16 protein-coding genes and 3 tRNA genes are annotated in these 17625 nt (G+C 62.7%); 8 read left to right on the top strand and 11 right to left on the bottom strand.

Going from position 1 to position 17625, the window contains the following annotated elements:
• Positions 1–25: 25 nt before the first annotated feature.
• From dnaQ to FQ705_RS02580, 3 genes are all read left to right on the top strand, one after another.
• Entirely contained in the window at positions 26–760 is a 735-nt protein-coding gene (gene dnaQ, locus FQ705_RS02590) for a DNA polymerase III subunit epsilon (protein WP_144137892.1), read from the top strand.
• 48 nt (positions 761–808) lie between these two features.
• Positions 809–883: transfer RNA gene (locus tag FQ705_RS02585), tRNA-Val, on the top strand.
• 444 nt (positions 884–1327) lie between these two features.
• Positions 1328–3205 carry an ABC transporter ATP-binding protein gene (locus tag FQ705_RS02580; protein ID WP_144137891.1) on the top strand — a complete coding sequence of 626 codons (1878 nt, stop codon included), beginning with the start codon at positions 1328–1330 and terminating at the stop codon, positions 3203–3205.
• Positions 3206–3302: 97 nt separating this feature from the next.
• Here FQ705_RS02580 and FQ705_RS02575 read toward each other — a convergent pair whose 3' ends face one another.
• From FQ705_RS02575 to FQ705_RS02565, 3 genes are all read right to left on the bottom strand, one after another.
• Positions 3303–3767: a DUF2214 family protein gene (locus FQ705_RS02575; RefSeq protein WP_144137890.1), complete on the bottom strand. Its 465-nt coding sequence runs from the start codon at positions 3765–3767 to the stop codon at positions 3303–3305.
• 151 nt (positions 3768–3918) lie between these two features.
• Positions 3919–4773, bottom strand: coding sequence for a hypothetical protein (locus FQ705_RS02570; RefSeq protein WP_144137889.1), 855 nt, complete (start codon positions 4771–4773; stop codon positions 3919–3921).
• Between the two features lie 232 nt (positions 4774–5005).
• Positions 5006–6070: a glycosyltransferase family 4 protein gene (locus FQ705_RS02565; RefSeq protein ID WP_144137888.1), complete on the bottom strand. Its 1065-nt coding sequence runs from the start codon at positions 6068–6070 to the stop codon at positions 5006–5008.
• 691 nt (positions 6071–6761) lie between these two features.
• On the opposite strand from FQ705_RS02565, the gene FQ705_RS02560 reads away from it, so the two are divergent.
• Positions 6762–8597 (top strand): ABC transporter ATP-binding protein, encoded by a 1836-nt coding sequence (locus FQ705_RS02560; RefSeq protein WP_144137887.1) that lies wholly within the window; start codon positions 6762–6764, stop codon positions 8595–8597.
• Positions 8598–8688: 91 nt separating this feature from the next.
• On the opposite strand, the gene otsA is transcribed toward FQ705_RS02560, so the two are convergent.
• Both otsA and otsB read right to left on the bottom strand, forming a co-directional pair.
• Positions 8689–10152, bottom strand: coding sequence for an alpha,alpha-trehalose-phosphate synthase (UDP-forming) (otsA, locus tag FQ705_RS02555; RefSeq protein ID WP_144137886.1), 1464 nt, complete (start codon positions 10150–10152; stop codon positions 8689–8691).
• Between the two features lie 55 nt (positions 10153–10207).
• Complete coding sequence (gene otsB / locus FQ705_RS02550) at positions 10208–10957, bottom strand: trehalose-phosphatase (RefSeq protein WP_144137885.1); 750 nt, start codon at positions 10955–10957, stop codon at positions 10208–10210.
• Between the two features lie 488 nt (positions 10958–11445).
• Here otsB and FQ705_RS02545 point away from each other — a divergent pair, with 488 nt between their 5' ends.
• The 3 genes from FQ705_RS02545 to FQ705_RS02535 are packed head-to-tail and all read left to right on the top strand — an operon-like array spanning position 11446 to position 13371.
• Positions 11446–11997 carry an SCO family protein gene (locus FQ705_RS02545; RefSeq protein WP_260854376.1) on the top strand — a complete coding sequence of 184 codons (552 nt, stop codon included), beginning with the start codon at positions 11446–11448 and terminating at the stop codon, positions 11995–11997.
• Between the two features lie 18 nt (positions 11998–12015).
• Positions 12016–12483: a copper chaperone PCu(A)C gene (locus FQ705_RS02540; RefSeq protein ID WP_144137884.1), complete on the top strand. Its 468-nt coding sequence runs from the start codon at positions 12016–12018 to the stop codon at positions 12481–12483.
• A 9-nt stretch (positions 12484–12492) separates the two neighbouring features.
• Entirely contained in the window at positions 12493–13371 is an 879-nt protein-coding gene (locus tag FQ705_RS02535) for a cytochrome c oxidase assembly protein (protein WP_144137883.1), read from the top strand.
• Here the strand turns inward: FQ705_RS02535 and FQ705_RS02530 are convergent.
• The 4 genes from FQ705_RS02530 to FQ705_RS02515 all read right to left on the bottom strand — a co-directional run bounded on the left by FQ705_RS02530 (position 13368) and on the right by FQ705_RS02515 (position 15980).
• A complete protein-coding gene (locus tag FQ705_RS02530; protein WP_144137882.1) occupies positions 13368–13862 on the bottom strand; it encodes a GNAT family N-acetyltransferase in 495 nt (164 codons plus the stop codon). The genes FQ705_RS02535 and FQ705_RS02530 overlap by 4 nt on opposite strands.
• Positions 13863–14037: 175 nt before the next feature.
• Entirely contained in the window at positions 14038–14796 is a 759-nt protein-coding gene (locus tag FQ705_RS02525; RefSeq protein WP_144137881.1) for a TraB/GumN family protein, read from the bottom strand.
• A 56-nt stretch (positions 14797–14852) separates the two neighbouring features.
• Complete coding sequence (locus tag FQ705_RS02520) at positions 14853–15257, bottom strand: hypothetical protein (RefSeq protein WP_144137880.1); 405 nt, start codon at positions 15255–15257, stop codon at positions 14853–14855.
• Positions 15258–15314: 57 nt separating this feature from the next.
• Entirely contained in the window at positions 15315–15980 is a 666-nt protein-coding gene (locus tag FQ705_RS02515; protein ID WP_260854372.1) for a hypothetical protein, read from the bottom strand.
• 212 nt (positions 15981–16192) lie between these two features.
• Between FQ705_RS02515 and FQ705_RS02510 the strand changes: the two genes are divergently transcribed.
• The gene (locus FQ705_RS02510; RefSeq protein ID WP_144137878.1) at positions 16193–17248 is read left to right on the top strand and encodes a hypothetical protein; all 1056 of its coding nucleotides are present in this window, start codon (positions 16193–16195) and stop codon (positions 17246–17248) included.
• 91 nt (positions 17249–17339) lie between these two features.
• On the opposite strand, the gene FQ705_RS02505 is transcribed toward FQ705_RS02510, so the two are convergent.
• Together FQ705_RS02505 and FQ705_RS02500 are read right to left on the bottom strand one after the other, a co-directional pair.
• Positions 17340–17413, bottom strand: a tRNA-Cys gene (locus tag FQ705_RS02505).
• Positions 17414–17518: 105 nt separating this feature from the next.
• Positions 17519–17594: transfer RNA gene (locus FQ705_RS02500), tRNA-Gly, on the bottom strand.
• Between the last annotated feature and the right edge of the window lie 31 nt (positions 17595–17625).

Raw genomic sequence — 17625 nt, 5'->3', positions numbered from 1 at the left:
AATTTCTGAAGCAGGCTAATCCGACATGCGTCAACTCATCCTCGATACCGAAACCACCGGCCTGAATGCCCGCACGGGCGACCGGATTCTCGAACTCGGTTGCGTCGAAATGGTGAACCGCCGGCTCACGGGCAACAACCTGCATTTCTACATCAATCCGGAACGCGACAGCGATCCGGGCGCATTGGCGGTGCACGGACTGACCACCGAATTCCTGAGCGACAAGCCGAAGTTCGCCGAGATCGCCGATCAGATTCGCGACTTCATCCAGGACGCGGAACTGATCATTCATAACGCGCCGTTCGACATCGGCTTTCTCGACGCCGAATTCGCGCTGCTAGGTTTGCCGCCGGTCAAAACGTATTGCGGCGAGATCATCGACACGCTTGCGCGCGCGAAGCAGATGTTCCCCGGCAAGCGCAACTCGCTCGATGCGCTGTGCGACCGCTTCGGCGTCAGCAATGCACACCGCACGCTGCACGGTGCACTGCTCGACTCGGAACTGCTCGCTGAAGTTTATCTGGCGATGACGCGTGGCCAGGAGAGCCTGGTCATCGACATGCTCGGCGAATCGCATGGCGGTGGCGATGCGAATACGCCGCGGATCGCGCTCGAGTCGCTGGATCTGGTCGTGCTTGTCGCGAGCGACGACGAACTCGCCGCGCACCAGGCCGTGCTCGACGGACTCGACAAAGCGGTCAAGGGCACCAGCGTCTGGCGACTCGAACCGGCACCGACTGCGGATGAGCAAACCGCTTAAAAAATACTGGACGAGCCCGAAAATTGCTGACATAATTCGGCTCTCTTCGGGTGGTTAGCTCAGCGGTAGAGCACTGCCTTCACACGGCAGGGGTCACTGGTTCGATCCCAGTACTACCCACCAGAATTTTGGTGTGTCGATCACCGAAGAATAAAGGGCTTACGCAGCAATGCGTAAGCCCTTTTCTATTTTGTTGCTCGCATCCTCGCGTTGCAGCGTCAAGAACGAAACTTCGTACGATTGCGGGCGCGAAATACTGCTGATATAGTGGGTCTTCGGGCATTCGCCCCGTCTATTTGCTCCACTTCAATCGACCACAAGGGAGGCGTCACATGTTCGCAGTGCACATCGCTTTCCCCGGCATGGTCTCGCGATCGTACCTCCGACCGTAACGTCGTTATCGTCGTTGTTTCATCGCTTACGCGGTTCTGCCTGAACAGGCGTTTCGCGCAAATTCCAGACAGTTTGTAGTCCCATCGCCGATTCTTTGCGGCGCGGTTTAACTGTCTCGTCCTTTCGCTCCTGACTGGAACCTCGGCACGTTCACGCGTCGCCGGGTCGTGGCAAATGACCAGAAAAAAACTCGACTTTCGCGGACAAGCCTTCAAGGACGTCCTTGGCTTTACCTTCCTTCATTGGGCGCAACAGCCCTGGCGCGTTTGCGTCATCACCGCGCTGGTGTTGCTCGCCGCTTTGGCTGACGTGCTCACGCCGATGTTCGCCGGGCACCTCGTCGACGCCATCGCCTCCGGCTCGGCGGGCGACGCCGTCGCGTGGCACGCGGCCGTCACGGCCTTCTGCGTGCTCGCGGCGCTCGGCCTCGGCGCGACTTTGCTGCGGCAAGGCGTGTATTTCAACATCATCCGGCTCACGCTCGAGATGATGAGCGAGATCGCAGCCAACGCGTTTCATCGCGTGCAACGCTTTTCGACCGACTGGCACGCCAACAGCTTCGCGGGTTCCACGGTGCGCAAGATCACGCGCGGCATGTGGGCGCTCGACCTGCTCAACGACACGCTGCTGATCGCGCTACTGCCGTCGCTCGTCATGCTGGGCGGCGCAACGGTGCTGCTCGGCTGGCGCTGGCCGCTGATGGGCGCCGTCGTCGGCATCGGCTCGCTGCTGTATATCGCGGTAACCGTGGCGATGTCGCTCGGCTTCGTCGCGCCTGCCGCACGCCTCGCTAATGCATGGGACACGCGCATGGGCGGCGCACTCGCCGACGCGGTCAGCTGCAACGGCGTGGTGAAGGCGTTCGGCGCCGAAGAGCGCGAAGAAGCCCTGCTCGCGCGCGTGATCGACAAGTGGCGTCAGCGCACACGCCGCACCTGGCAGCGCGGCACGATCAACGGCGGCGTCCAGGGCGGCATGCTGGTGGCGATTCAGGCCGCGATTCTCGGCTCCGCGTTGTTGTTGTGGGCGCGCGGCGAAGCGAGCGTCGGCGACATCACGTTCGCACTGACCATGTTCTTCATGCTGCAAGGCTACTTGCGCGACGTCGGCATGCACATCCGCAACCTGCAGCGCTCGGTCAACGACATGGAGGAACTGGTGTCGCTGAACCGGCAGCCGCTCGGGATCGAAGATCGCGTCGACGCAGGTCCGATCGCGATCGGCAAAGGCGAGATCCGCTTCGAGCACGTCACGTTCCATTACGGCGCGAGCGGCAGGCCGCTCTACGAGAACTTCTCGGTGCGGATCGCGCCTGGGGAACGCGTTGGCCTGGTGGGACATTCGGGCTCGGGGAAAACGACCTTCATCAAGCTGATCCAGCGCCTGTACGACATTTCTGAAGGCCGGATCACGATCGACGGTCAGGACATCGCCCGTGTGCGGCAAGCGTCGTTGCGCGGCCAGATCGCGATCGTGCAGCAGGAGCCGGTGCTGTTTCACCGTTCGCTCGCGGAGAACATCGCGTACGCCCGACCGGGCGCAAGCCGCGCCGAGATCGAACGCGCGGCGCAACTGGCCAGCGCGCACGACTTCATCGCGGCGCTGCCCAACGGCTACGACACGCTGGTGGGCGAACGCGGCGTCAAGCTTTCGGGCGGCGAGCGTCAACGTGTGGCGATCGCGCGCGCGTTCCTCGCGGACGCGCCGATCCTGATTCTGGACGAGGCGACGTCGAGCCTCGACAGCGAGAGCGAAGTGCTGATCCAGCAGGCCATGGAACGCCTGATGATGGGCCGCACCACGCTGGTGGTGGCGCATCGTCTGTCGACCGTGCGCGCGCTCGACAGGCTGCTGGTACTGGACAAGGGCAAGGTCATCGAGGAAGGCAGTCACGACGCGCTGATCAAGCTCGAAAACGGCCTGTATCGGCGGTTGTTCGAACGTCAGGCGCTGGAGCTCATCAAGGGACTGGAGAAGCCGGACCTGGCCAGCGAGACGACTCGCGCAAAGGTGGGCCGAACGGATGAGTCCAGCCTGCTTGTGGGCAAGTAAGCCGTATCGAGACGCGGGGTAAGTGGAGTGTGGGAGGCGCCGGAACACGGCGCCTCCCACACACTGAGCCACGTCCGCCTGACTACACCGGCTACGGCTACACCACGCCCGCCGGCAATCCCACCCCACGCGCCATGCCCGTGGCGGCGAATACCATTAGTACCAGCAAGATCGTCTGAATCACGCTGAAGCGTGCGTACGAACGCGCCTTGTGCAGATCTGGCGGCGTGCCTTTTCTGAGCGACGCGCGCCAGCGCATCAACGCGAGCATCGACGGCACTTCGAGCACGAGGATCACGACCAGCAGCGTCATCTTCAAGTGAAAGAGCGGCTCATGGAGATAGTAGTCCGCGCCCTTTTCATAACCGCCGAAAGCGCGCATCAGACCGGTGACGATCAGTACCAGAGCCGACAACCCCCAACCGGTATCCGCACGAAACACGGATCGCAAAGCAGCGGGCACGGTGGCGCGGCGCAGCGCCCAGGTGCGCCGGAGAATCGACGCGAGCGCAAAACCAAACGCAAGCAGATGGACGGCGGCAAGCAACCAGCGAACCAGCATAGCGACTCCTGCGAACGACGCGACACGATCGATGTACGTCCAAGCCCCGTCTTCTTGCGGCGGGCGCCATGACTTCATTATCGGCTAAGGCTCAATCTACGAAGACTGCTTTGGCCGCGCGGTGCGTGGCCGACTGCACCAAGCCGACGATTCAGACCTGCTGCAATGAGGTGTCGAGTGCACGCGCGGCGGCCCGATCGCCTTCGCTGGTCAACGCGGCGCGAAATACGGTTTGCCGGTTGTGACCTGCCGCGGCCGGCGAATCCCAAAGCAATTCGATTTTCTGCCGGCGCCTGAACGCGCCGTGCGCCAAAGCCGGCGCCGTTGCCGAGCCTTGCGATGCACGCGCCACGCCCGCCTCACCGACGCCGCTGAACGCGACTACCGGAGTGGGCGTCGGCGCAGCGGGCATCGCTTGCCCGAGCGCCCATCGCACGGATAGTTCGCGCGCATCGTACTGCCCCACCTTGCGACGCTCCGCCCATACGATCGCCGTGCGCGTGACCGGATCGAGCGCCATCGCGTAACGGCCGATCGCAAACCGGCGCGCAGCAATATTGGTACGCCACAGCGCGCGCGGGCGGCAGATCCACATGACCGCGGCATACAGCGCCGGCGCGGCCAGCAGCCAGCCGTTGGTGGCCGCCACCGCTTGCGCCGCGCGCCGCCAGCCCGCGCTCGCCGCAAAGGCGCCGATCGACCAGACGGCAAACAGAAATCCGAGGAAAGCAAAGAGCCGCAGCGCCTGCCGCAGCCATTGCGGCAGCGGATGAAACGGACGCTCGGCCATAGCGCGCGCGCCAGGCAGGAAAATCAGCAGAAACAGGAATACCAGGTTGACGCACGCCCAGGGCGACGACACCATGGCCGACAGCGCAGCGCCCAGGTCCATCTGCGCCATCGAAAATAGCCAGCGGGCGAGGAGCACGAGACCGATGGCGCGCAACGCGAAAATCGTTCCGGCGCCGGGCGCCGCGTTCGCACGCGTCTCTTTCGTTCTCGCCAAGGCATCCTCCTGTCGTCGGCGTCGCCGCAGCCAAATTTGCGGCACGGCCATTATAGGGATATTACGGAGGGTGGCTCATTCCGGCCGGTCGAAACCCGCACTTTCCACCGATCAATCCAAAAAACGCGGCGCGCATGCAACAACGCCCCGTGAGCGCGCGGCGCACGGGGCGTTGTGTGGCCGTCGCGAGAGTGCCCGAAAGCGCTCTTACCCGGCCGGACTGCTTCGAATTTCAGCTCGCGTTGACTTCACGCAGCACCGTACGATGCTTCTGACGCAGCAGCTCTTCGTAGGTGGCGACGTAGTTCTTCGCCATCACCTTCGACGAGAAGCGCGATTCGAATGCCTTGCGCACACCGGCGCGCGACAGCGTGTGCAGACGCTTGACGGCGGCGACCGCGCTGATTTCGTCTTCGACGACGAAGCCCGACACGCCGTTTTCGATCACTTCCGGCACCGAACCGCGGTTGAACGCGATCGCCGGGGTACCGCACGCCATCGCTTCGATCATGACCAGACCGAACGGCTCCGGCCAGTCGATCGGGAACACCAGCGCATGCGCGTTGCCGAGGAACTCACGCTTTTCGGTTTCGCCGATTTCGCCGATGTACTCGACGTGCGGGAGCGCCATCAGCGGCTTGATCACTTCTTCGTAATAGGCGCGGTCGGCCTTGTCGATCTTCGCGGCAACCTTGAGCTTCATACCTGCCTGCCCGGCGATACGGATCGCGCGGTCGAGGCCCTTCTCCGGCGAGACGCGGCCGAGGAAAGCGAGGTAGCCCGGCTCGACGTTGGGGATCGGCGTGAGCACGTCTTCCGGCAGGCCGTGATACACGGTTTGCAGCCAGTTCGCCTGTTGCAGCGGAATACGCTGGTTGTCCGAAATCGACACCACCGGCACGTCGCTGAACGTGTTGAAGATCGGCTGCAGTTCCGGCAGATCGAGACGACCGTGCAGCGTGGTCAGAAACGGCACCGGCTGACGCGCGAACAGCGAGAACGGGTAGTAATCGATGTGGAAATGCAGCACGTCGAATTCGTCCGCGCGGCGGCGCACTTCTTCCAGCAGCAGCATGTGCGGGGCCATCACGTCGCGGATGGTCGGGTCGAGGCGCAGCGCCTGCGGCCAGAAGGCTTCGAGCTTTGCCGAGGTAATGGAATCGCCGCTCGCGAAGAGCGTGACGTCATGGCCCTGCTCGACCAGCGCTTCGGTCAGATAGGACACCACGCGTTCCGTCCCGCCATACAGCTTGGGAGGAACCGCCTCGTGCAACGGAGCGATTTGAGCGATTCGCATATGAAAAACTCCTCGTAAAAAATCAGGCAAAGATACTGCGTTTGGTAAAAGCGACTCGCTTGCTCGCCAGGGCAGTCTGGCCGGACATGCCGGCACGGGCCTGATTCTTTCGAGAAATCCTGCGATGGATCGCTTGGGGTATGGAGCCCAGACCGGCTGTCGCCGTCTGCGCATGTGCAATAAAACGCACACGCCGCAGCTACGTTGACAAACTGTCAGAAATTTCGTTGGGCATACGGTGCATGCATTATCGATGCCGGGAGCCTCGCTGCACCACACCATTTCAAAGTCTTTACGTTGTTACAAGGGCGAAACACTTTGCAAACCCTTGTTTTCTAAGACAGTTCTACAGTGGCAACTGGTTCGCGGCGATTGCGGCACCGCGGCATCGGTAAGCACTTGCGTCAACTTTGCCGGTACGCATTGAAGAAATGCCGCAGCGCAGTTGAATGCAATTTGTAATTATATCCTGAAATATTCCGCCACCTGGGTGAACCACCGACCCGTCGACGGGTCCAGGAACTGTAGGTCGCGGAGGTCTATCGCGAATTGAATCGCGCCATCGCCCGGATACACAGGGCGCAATCGCTTTTGCATGTTTACAATGCGAAGCATCGGCTTCGCGGGGCGCCATGCCTGTGTGGCCCGCGCTTTGCATGCACAACCCGAATCTCATCGACCTCACGATCAATTGGAACACTTAACCATCGCCCAGCGTAATGCCCAGAACGCAAAGCTCGCCAGCTATGCGCACCGGCCGCTCGCGTTTCTTTTCCGCTTTATCCGCCGCCACCCGCTTGCCCATGCGATCGTGTTGTGCAGCGTGTTTGCGGCCGTGGGTTGTGCGCTCGCTTCGCAATACGCGATCAAGCATCTGATCGACGTGCTCGGCGAAGGCCGGCATCATCCCGGCCCGCTGTGGGGCGCGTTCGCCATCCTGGTCGGCCTGATCGCCGCCGACAACCTGCTGTGGCGGATCGGCGGATGGGTGGCCGCGCATACCTTCGTCGCCGTGACGGGGGATCTACGGCGCGACCTGTTCCAGTATCTCAGCGGCCACTCGCCGACTTATTACTCCGAGAAACAGCCCGGCATGCTCGCCAGCCGGATCACCGCGACCTCGAACGCCGTCTACACCGCCGAAAACACCACGGCCTGGAACGTGCTGCCGCCTTGCATCGCGGTGCTCGGCGCGATCGTCATGATCATCGCGGTCAATCCGCTGATGGCCGGCGGCCTGATGCTGTGCTCGGCGATTCTCTCGGTCGTGCTGTACAAACTGGCCGGGCGCGGCTCGGCTCGCCACCATCATTTCGCGACCAAGGCGGCCTCCGTCGACGGCGAGCTGGTCGATGTGATCAGCAATATGGGCCTCGTGCGCGCGTTCGGCATGACCTTCCGCGAACAGCAACGGTTTGGCGCGACGGTCAAGGCGGAGATGGACGCGCGCCAGCAGAGCCTGCTGTATCTGGAAAAGCTGCGTCTGTTGCACGCGGTGATCACCGCGCTGCTGTCGGCGGGTTTGCTGGGCTGGGCGCTGTGGCTGTGGGATCAGGGCAAGGCGACCTCGGGCGACATCGTGCTGGTCAGTTCGCTCGGCTTCACGATCCTGCACGGCACGCGCGATCTGGCCGTGGCGCTCGTCGACGTCACCCAGCACGTGGCACGACTCGCCGAAGCCGTGCGCACGCTGCTCGAGCCGCATGGCATGCCGGATCGAGACGGCGCGACCGAGCTGGTGCCGCAAGGCGGCCGGATCGACTTCGAAAGCGTCACGTTTGCCTACCCGCGCCGCCGGCCGATTCTCGATCACTTCGACCTGCATATCGAACCGGGCCAGCGCGTCGGCCTGATCGGCAAGTCGGGGGCCGGCAAATCCACCGTGCTGGCGCTGCTACAGCGTTTCTACGAGACCCAGGGCGGCGCAATCAGGATCGACGGCCAGGACATCGCCACGGTCACGCAGGACAGCTTGCGTCATTCGATCGCGCTGGTGCCGCAGGATATTTCGCTGTTCCATCGCTCGGTGTACGAGAACATCGCCTACGGCCGCCCCGAAGCGACCCGCGACGAAGTGCTCGCCGCCGCTCGCGAAGCGCGTTGCGCCGACTTCATCGAAGCCATGCCGGAAGGGTACGACACGATCGTCGGCGATCGCGGCGTGAAGCTCTCGGGCGGTCAACGTCAGCGGATTGCGATTGCACGTGCGATTCTGAAGAACGCGCCGATCCTGCTGCTCGACGAAGCGACCTCGGCGCTGGACAGCGCGTCGGAAGAAGCGATCCAGAAGGCGCTCGACCGACTGATGGTCGGTCGCACGGTGGTCGCGATCGCGCACCGTCTGTCGACGCTGAACAACTTCGACCGGATCATCGTGATGAGCGCCGGCAAGGTGATCGACGACGGCAGCCCGGAAGAATTGCGTCAACGTCCGGGCCTGTATCGCGATCTGCTTTCGAAGCAGTACGGTAAGGGGACGACGTTGCATGTCGGCGGCAAGAAGGTGGACGAACAGCACGTCGTTTGAAACTAGCCACACGCAAATAAAAAGGCCGCTCGACAGAGCGGCCTTTTTTATCGGCGGGTGCTTCGCACAGAGTCGCAGCCGGCCCGATAAACTAGCCCGCCAGCGTTTCCCGCGCCGCCTTCTTCCCGGACGACGCAGCCCGCCCCTTCCCGCTTTTAGCGTTCTTCGTCGCAGTAATCCCCTGCAAATCGCGCATGAAGTTATCGCGCCACACCGACACATTGTTTGCGCGCAGCTGCACCATCATGTCGCGATAACGCGCCTGACGCTCCGCCAGCGGCATCTCCAGCGCCCTCGCCAGCGCCTCGGCCATGCCGTCGATATCGACCGGATTGACGATCAACGCGCCGTCCAGTTCCTGCGCCGCGCCCGCAAACCGCGACAACACCAGCACGCCTGGATTCTCCGGATCCTGCGCCGAGACATACTCCTTGGCGACGAGGTTCATGCCGTCGCGCAAAGGCGTGACATAGCCCACGTGCGCCGTGCGAAACAGCGCGGCCAGCACCGAGCGCTCGTACTGTTTATGGATGTAGAGAATCGGCGTCCAGTCGAGTTCGGCAAAGCGTCCGTTGATACGCCCCGACTCCCCTTCGAGCTGCAGGCGGATGTCCTGATAAGCGTGCATATCGGCGCGCGTCGGCGGTGCGATCTGCAGGAACGACACCTTGTTGCGCTGCGCGCTCGCCTGTTCGAGCAGGCGCTCGAAGGCGCGAAACCGCTCCACCAGTCCCTTTGAATAATCGAGACGGTCGACGCTCATGATCAGCTTGCGCGAGTGCAGCGTCGCCTTCATGGTGCGCACCGGCTTGCCGCGCTCGCCCGCTTTAGCCAGCTCGGCGATCTCATCCGGATAGACGCCGATCGGATATGCCGCCGCGCGCAAGCTGCGGCCGAATGCGTGGAGGGTCAGCGGGCCGTTGGCCGCAGCGTCCACCGAACCGTTCGCCTCGTTGACGATGTAGTCGCAGAACGCGCGCAGATCCGGCGACGTCTGGAAACCGAGCAGATCGAACGAACAGAGCGCTTCGACCAGCTGGCGATGCGGAGGCACCGCCAGCAACACTTGCGAAGCCGGAAACGGAATATGCAGGAAGAAGCCGATCCGGTTCTTCACGCCGGCTGCACGCAGCGCTTGCGCGAACGGAATCAGGTGATAGTCGTGTACCCAGATCACGTCGTCGTCACGCAGCAGCGGCACGAGTTGCTGCGCGAGCCATGCGTTGACCCGGCAATAGCCTTCGAAATCGTGCCGGTCGTATTGCACCAGGTCGGCGCGATAGTGGAATGCGGGCCATAGCGTTGCGTTCGAGAAGCCGCGATAGTACTGATCGTAATCGCGGCGCATCAGCGCGATGGTCGCGAACGTCACCGGCCCGCGCTCTTCGACCTTGATCTGCGGCTGGCCCGAGCTGAGCACGTCGCCGCTCCAGCCGAACCACATGCCGCCGGTTTCCTTCAGCGCGTCGTACACGCCGACCGCCAGACCGCCCGCCGCCGGGCCGCCCTCGGAGATCGGCGCTACCCGGTTCGATACGATGATCAGTCGGCCCATGTAGCGCGATTCCCGATGCAGTATTGGATTGATGTTGAACGTCGCGGCGTCGCCATCATGCGGTGCGCGTCGCCGCGACAATCGATTCCAGCCAGTCGAGCAGCGCCGTCACCGAGTCGACGCGCGTATGCGCCAGCGTCTCGCCCGCGCCGACCTTGATCGACAGCCCAGCGCGCTCGTTGACGACGACAAAGCCTTTCTCGTCGGTCAGATCGTCGCCGGCGAATACCGGCTTGCGGCCGACGAAGGGCGGTTCGTCCAGGAACGCCCGCATGGCGCGGCCCTTGTCGACGTCCTTCGGTTTGATTTCGTAGACCATCTTGCCCGGCTGCAGCACGTAGGCGCCAGGGTAGTCGGCCACCAGCCGCTCGGTCGCTGCACGGGCGACCTGTTCGCGGTCTGGCGCATTGCGATAGTGCAGCGCGAGCGCCGCGCCCTTGATCTCGAGCAGCATGCCCGGATGGTCGTTGACCACCTGCGCAAGCACTTGCTCCATGCGCAGCAGCCGCTCATCGTGAAAGCCGATGCGCTGCGTGTCGCCATTCGCATCGCGCCGCTCGGCGCCGTGCAGACCGGCGATCGGCAGATCGGGCATGCCGAGAAACGCGTCGATACTGTCGATGCCACGCCCCGACACGATGGCTACCGCGCCATTGGTCAGGCTGCGCAGCTCGGTCAGTAGCACGATCACGCGCGGTTCCACCAGCACGCCGTCCGGCGTGGGTGCGAGTTCGACCAGCGTGCCGTCGAAGTCGAAGAAAAATGCCGTCTCGCTCGGAGACAGAACAGCCGGAAGTGCTTGCATCGGTTAGTTTTGCCTTTCAGCCTTCTGAGGCCGGAAAAGTGTGCGCATCTTACCGCGCAACGCTCAAATTTTCGAGAAAGTAAGCTTTAACGCAGGCGCGGCACCGCGCGTGCGGGCTGCCGTGATCGCGTTCAAAAGCGGAACAATCCTGCTCCATCAGGCGTACAGCAGTCTGCGTCAAATTGACCCGCAAACCACGCGCCCGCAGGCTCGCACGGCGTCGACCCCAGTTTTGCTATACAGTCCCTGCCACCAGCGCCATTGTCATCGCGGCCATATTTGCACACTATGACGGGCCATGTGTTTGCAGACCAAACCGCGCGGCGCCAATCGCGTTTCATAGTGTGCGCTGTCCTTCAATCGAGTCATTGAACCCTGCTTTGTTCCCGACCTTCACTCCCCGGCATCCGCGGACAAACGACACACCGGCGCACGAACCGCGGTCGGCGCGCCGCCTCGCGCTGGTTGCGGCACTGAGCGTGCTGACCATGCTGGCGGCCTGCACGCATCGCACGGAAACGTGGCAGTTGACCAATGTAACCGGCCACCTGCCCGACCTAGATCTGACGCTCACCGGCGACGACGGCCGCGCCGTGACAGCCGATACGTTCAAGGGCCGCACCTCGCTCGTCTACTTTGGCTACACGCATTGTCCCGATGTGTGCCCTGAAACCATGGGACGCCTGATGCAGGTGCTCGCCAAACTCGGCCCCGACGCACAGAAGGTGCGGATCCTCTTCATCACCGTCGATCCCGCGCGTGACACGCCGCAAGCTTTGCGCGATTACGTCGGCGCCTTCGACTCGCAGCATGCCGAAGGTCTGACCGGCACCGACTGGCAGATCGAGTCGCTTGCCAAACGTTACCGGGTTGCGTATCAGATGGAAAAACGCGACCCCAACGGCAACTATGAAGTCACCCATAGCTCCGCCGTCTACGTGTTCGACAGCCAGGGCCACGCGCGCCTGCTGGCTACCGACCACGACACGCCCGATGCGATCGCACAAGACCTGCGTCGTATCATCGATGACCGTTCCTGACCTTTCCCGAGTCTATACATGTCGATCAAGATCAAAACGTTCGCTTCACTGAGCTGCGCCCTCGCCCTTTCTTTTGGTGGTGCGTTGAACGCGCACGCGGCCGGCGCCGGCGCCGGCGCCATCAGCGTCAAGGACGCGTGGGTTCGCTGGCTGCCGAACAATCTGCCCGCCGCCGGCTACGTGACGCTCGTCAACGCGAGCGACAAACCGGTCGACCTCGTCGACGTGTCGAGCAAGGACTACGGTGGCGCGATGTTGCATCAGACCGTGTCGAACGGGTCGTCGCAGCAGATGGTGATGGTCGACAAGCTGACGGTGCCCGCGCACGGGCAGGCGTCGATCTCGCCGGGCGGCTATCACGTCATGCTGGAGGACGCGAAGCACAAGATCGCACCGGGCGACACCGTGCATCTCACGCTGAAGTTCTCCGACGGCGAAACGCTCGATACGCCGTTCGCCGTCAAGTCGCCGGCCCAGACCAAGTAATCCGCTGCGATGAACCTGCTCTACTGGCTCGATCCCTGGGAGTTTTCGCCGACCGTCGTGATCGCCTTGCTGGTGCCGGCGATCCTGTTCGTGCGCGGCGCGCGCAAGGCGAAGCTGTCGCTCGCGCGGCGCATTTCCTTCTGGTTCGGGCTGGTGGGGTTGTACGTCGCGCTGCACACGCGACTCGATTATTTCTTCGAGCATGAGTTCTTCATGCATCGGGCGCAGCATCTCGTGCTGCATCACCTCGGGCCGTTTTTCATTGCGCTGTCGTATCCGGGCGCGGCATTGCGTGCCGGGATTCCGTTTGGCTGGCGACAGCGGTTCGTGCGACCCGCACTCGACACGCCGTTCGTACGCAGGCTGCTCGACGTGGTGATGCATCCGGTCGTCGCGGTCACGCTGTTCGTTGGGCTGATTTACTTCTGGCTGATGTCACCGATTCATTTCGTCGCGATGCTCGACTGGCGGCTGTATCGCGTGATGAACTGGAGCATGGTGATCGACGGCCTGCTGTTCTGGTGGCTCGTGCTCGATCCGCGCCCCGCGCCACCGGCGCGTTTGTCGCCGGGCAAACGCGTTCTCGTGGTGATCGCCGCGATTCCGCCGCAGATCATGCTCGGCGCGTTTATCTTCTTCACGTCGCACGAGTTGTATCCAATCTACTCGATCTGCGGCCGCGCGTTCACGTGGCTGAGCCCGATGCGCGATCAGCAGATCGGCGGGCTGCTGCTGTGGATTCCGGGTTCGATGATGAGCGTGATCGGTGCGCTCGTCGCGCTGCGTCACTGGATGCGGCTGTCGGCACGCGGCCGCTTGCGCAACGAACGACGCGCGAGGACGGCCCAGGGATCGACGACGAGCGCGCCGACGTCGCCGTCCGCTTAGGCCGAACGCATCCAGACGTGCGGGATGCCGTCTTCGTCGTGAATCTCCGAGACCGGCGCAAAGCCGAATGCCCCGTAGAAGCCTTGCAGATGCGCCTGCGCATGCAAACGGATCGGCGTGTCGGGCCATTGCGCACGGATATGCGTCAGCGCGCGTTCGAGCATCGCGTTGCCCAGACCGATGCCGCGGAATCCCGCCGTCGTGAGTACGCGGCCGATGCGGATATCGGTGTCGTCGGCGTCCGGTAGCAAGACGCGCAGATAACCCGCGAGCGGCGGTCGCTGTTCGCCGGGGCCAAACGCGAAAAGATGCCACGCGTCCGTATCGAGGCCGTCGATATCGCCATACACACAATTCTGCTCGACGACGAACACCGCGCTGCGCGCAGCCAGCATCGCATAGACTTCGGCGCTGCTGAGGTGGTCGAACGCCTTCCAGCGCCATTCGAGTTGCGCCAGTCGCGTGGCGGCGCTTTGCTGCGGTTCGGTCATGAAAAAATTCGAAAAATAAACCCGTCGCCAACACGGCGACGATGGCGAATTATGCCCGACGCGGCTTCCTGCTACAGCGGGCTCGCGCGGCTCAGCCGTGCTGCTGCGGGTCGCGCGCTTGCGGGCGCGCCCCGGCGTTCTCCGGACAAACCCGCAGCCCCCACCAGCGCGCTGCTTACGTGTCGGCCAGAACCGGTTCGACGGGACGCGCGAGGCATTCGAGCAGATTGCCGGGCCCGCTTAAATGCAAGGCGCCGACCACCACCAGGGTCCGCTCCGGCCGCGCCAGCAATTCGGTCAGGCGCGTGGCCCACGCGCGATTGCGTGCGTCGAGAATCGCGTGACGGATGCCCGGCAGGTTGAACATCGGCGACTCGTCGGCGATCTGCTGCACGGCCGCGAGATCGCCCTCCAGCCATGCCGCGTGCATGCGTTCGAGCGTGCGTTGCGGTTCCGCGAGATCGGCCATCAATAGAGCGAGCGCCGCACCGGCGACTTCCAGCGGAATCGTCTCGAGCGCCGCCGCCACTTCCTGCGCGCTTTCGAGGTAGCGAAACGGCTTGGTTTCGGCTAGCGCCGAGCGCAACATGCGCGGCTCGACGCCTTCGACGACTTGCTGAAACAGCGTTGGCGCGACGATCAGCGCGGCCCACGGACGTAATCCGGCCAGCGGCGCCAACGGGCCTTCGATGGGCCATGCAGCCTGAAGCCGCGCCCATGCTTCGGCGGGAAGAAAAGCCTGGAGCTGATCGGCGCCGCCCTGCACACCGCCCGTGAGAAACGGCAGGATCGACGGCGGATCGGATTCGAAGACCAGCGCTTCGGCCCAGTCATAAGCCTCGCCGATCCACGGCGGCGTTCTACGGCTGCTGGCGGGAAACAGATGCATCGAGCCGAGCAGACGCACGTTGGTGCCGGTAAGTTGTAGGTACATGCGGTCTCGGTAGGGACGGGCAATAAGGCAAGAAAGCGGACCTGCCAGCGCGTGCTTCAGCCGCTGACGCCCAGCGCGCTTCGACGGTTCACGACGCCACGCCACGCGGTGCGAACGGTGCAGGCGACGAACAGCAGGAAAAAGATCTGCGAAAGGTACAGGTCCGCGCGAATCGGATAATGCAGCGCGAACCACGAATTGTGCGCCACATCCGTCACGATGACGGCGACGCACATTATCAGCCCTGCTGCCGGCGCGACGAGAAGGAGCAAAGCGGTCAGCGGATCGATGAAGAGGAGCGACGTCCAGTAGACCCGCGTGAGCGGTGCGGCGCCGCCATAATCCCACCATAAGCCGTGAATCAATGCCGCATGCAGATGCGTCCACGTGGCGCCGCACAGGCACAGCGCGTAGAGCACGCGCAGGCAAAGGGAGCGCCGTTGGATGTCCTGCCCAGGCATACGTTGCGAGCCTCCGGAATAAAGCGTTCGAAGGCCCGATAATCGCATAGGTCGTGCTTATTCCGTGCTTCGTTTATACGATTCCAGTTCGTTGGTATAACGCTCGGAACGAACGCCATTACTGCCGTAATACTCTTCCACCGATTTCACCCAGCGGCCGATTTCCGGCACATACCAGAATGCTTTATATGTGCGCCCGGTCACCTGAGCGGGACCGATTTTCTGGGCGTGCGTGATCATCGCCGTATCGCCTTGCTGGGTTTGCACGGCTTGCGTAACCGTCTGCGTCGGCTCGAGTTGCGCGACCCAATCGCCTTCGGCTTCGATCTTGATCGCCTGATATTTTCCGGCCGGCACATCGACGGCTTCCGTGCCGACGACGCGATATTGCGTCGTCCATTTCGCCGACGCGAAAGCCTTGTTCGGATGCGGCTCCGTGTATTGGATTTCCCAGCTCTTGCCGGGCGACAGCGGGAACACGAGCGGTCGGTTGACGACCGTATCCGTGCCGTTTACGTTGCGCTCGCGGCTCCAGTCAGCGCCCGCGATCACTTCGGCCGGCGCCTGAGTCGCGCCCACTGGTTGCGACGTGTAGTAGATGTGGGACGGCGTGACGCGCGTGACCGTGACCAGGTCGTGCGTCTGACGCCAGACCGACGGCGCTTTCTCGTAAGTATTCACGTAGGTCCACGCGTCCCCGCTCTTCACCGAGGACGGCGGCATTGATTGCGCCGCCGCTATAAATGGCAAAGCCACGGCTAATAACATTGCAAAGTTTATGATTTTTTTCATGGTCGAATCGTTGTAGTTAGAGCGGTTTTTCATCGGACCGGCGTGGGATACTTTATATGATCGGCGGTGAATCGATAACGGTCATTGTCTGATTTCCGGCAGTAAAAAATCAACAAATAAAATTGAAAGAGAAAAATAGAAAAATGAAAGAAAAGACCAGACGTTTAGTCATTGAACGGGCCATTACGCTGACGGGCACCGCACTGCTTTTATCGGCGTGCGGAGGGGGTTCATCGGGGAGTTCGGGGTCGGCGGCCAACGCGGCCAATCTGAGCGATACGCAAAAGAGCTACGAAAGCGTGGCGCTCGCGGCAAACGGCGGGCTGCACTATGTGTATGGCAGCCTGTCGCTCACGACGTCGTCGAGCGGCGCACTCTCGGTCAGCCCGAGCAGCCTTTTCTACACGGACGATTCAAGCCTGCCGCAAAGTCCGGCGAACGGTCCGCAGATGCTGAGCATCGCGACTACGTCGTTGTCGGCGTCGCTGAAGGTGCCGACGCCCAGCGCCTATCGCGAGGTCATCAACGGCGCTGTCAATCTCAGCTCGGTGCCGGCGCAGGTCCGCGTCAGCTACACGGGACCAAACGTGCGGGAAGACTATCTTGCTGCCGACGGCCAGACGGTGATGCGCACCTACCTGGGCACGAGTTACACGGTGGTGCCGCTAACGGGTCTGGTCTCTGCGTCGCCAGCCGATCTCTTCGCGAATAGCCCGCTCGGGCTCATCACGAATTCACTGAACGGGAAATCGCTCTACAACACGCAGGCGAGTTGGCAAGCTGGCGCGGCGTATACGAAGGTGGTGAGACAGACCGTCGGCGACGAACTGTTCACGTACGATTGCGTATCGCCCGCCACCACGGGCACCACGCCGACGCCGTGCTCGACGACGGCATCGACACTCGAAAGCTTCTTCCCCTACGCGAGCACGGCCGACGGCAAAACCTATCAACTCAGCGATGGACAGATCTTCACCGAAGGCGGTGTGCGGGCGTGGGTCGCCAATGCACAACTCGGCGGCTCGACCACCGACTATCGGGTCTACTACCAGATCAACGGTGGGATCTCGGCTGCCTATCTCATCAAGGACGGCACGACGCTGCAGGTTGCCCCGCTCGGTGGTGGAACGCCGCAGAGCAGCTATTACTTCCTCAACGGCGCGGCGGTTCAGACGATCAAGTCGGCGATCAATTTTTGATGTGGCAAGTGTGAAGTCGTGAGTCGGCGCTCGTGGAGCGCCGAAAAAAGAAAAGCCCCGACGAGTCGGGGCTTTTCTTTACATCAACTACTGGAGGCGCGAGCCGGAGTCGAACCGGCCTAAACGGCTTTGCAGGCCGCTGCATAACCGCTTTGCTATCGCGCCGCAAGCGGACTCTGGAACCTAGCTGCAGATTCTCAGGTTGTCTGGCGGCCAATCACGTGGATCGACCCACCAAACAAAAAGGGAAGCGTTGCTTCCCCTTATGTATGGAGCGGGAGACGAGGCTCGAACTCGCGACCTCAACCTTGGCAAGGTTGCGCTCTACCAACTGAGCTACTCCCGCATTGCCCTGCTTCACAACGCGCTGCACTTTT

The sequence above is a fragment of the Paraburkholderia sp. BCC1884 genome (assembly GCF_900996225.1).
Classification (GTDB): Bacteria; Pseudomonadota; Gammaproteobacteria; order Burkholderiales; family Burkholderiaceae; genus Paraburkholderia.
The sequence above is the reverse complement of the archived record's forward strand: the minus strand, read 5'-3'. Positions and strand labels throughout refer to the sequence as shown.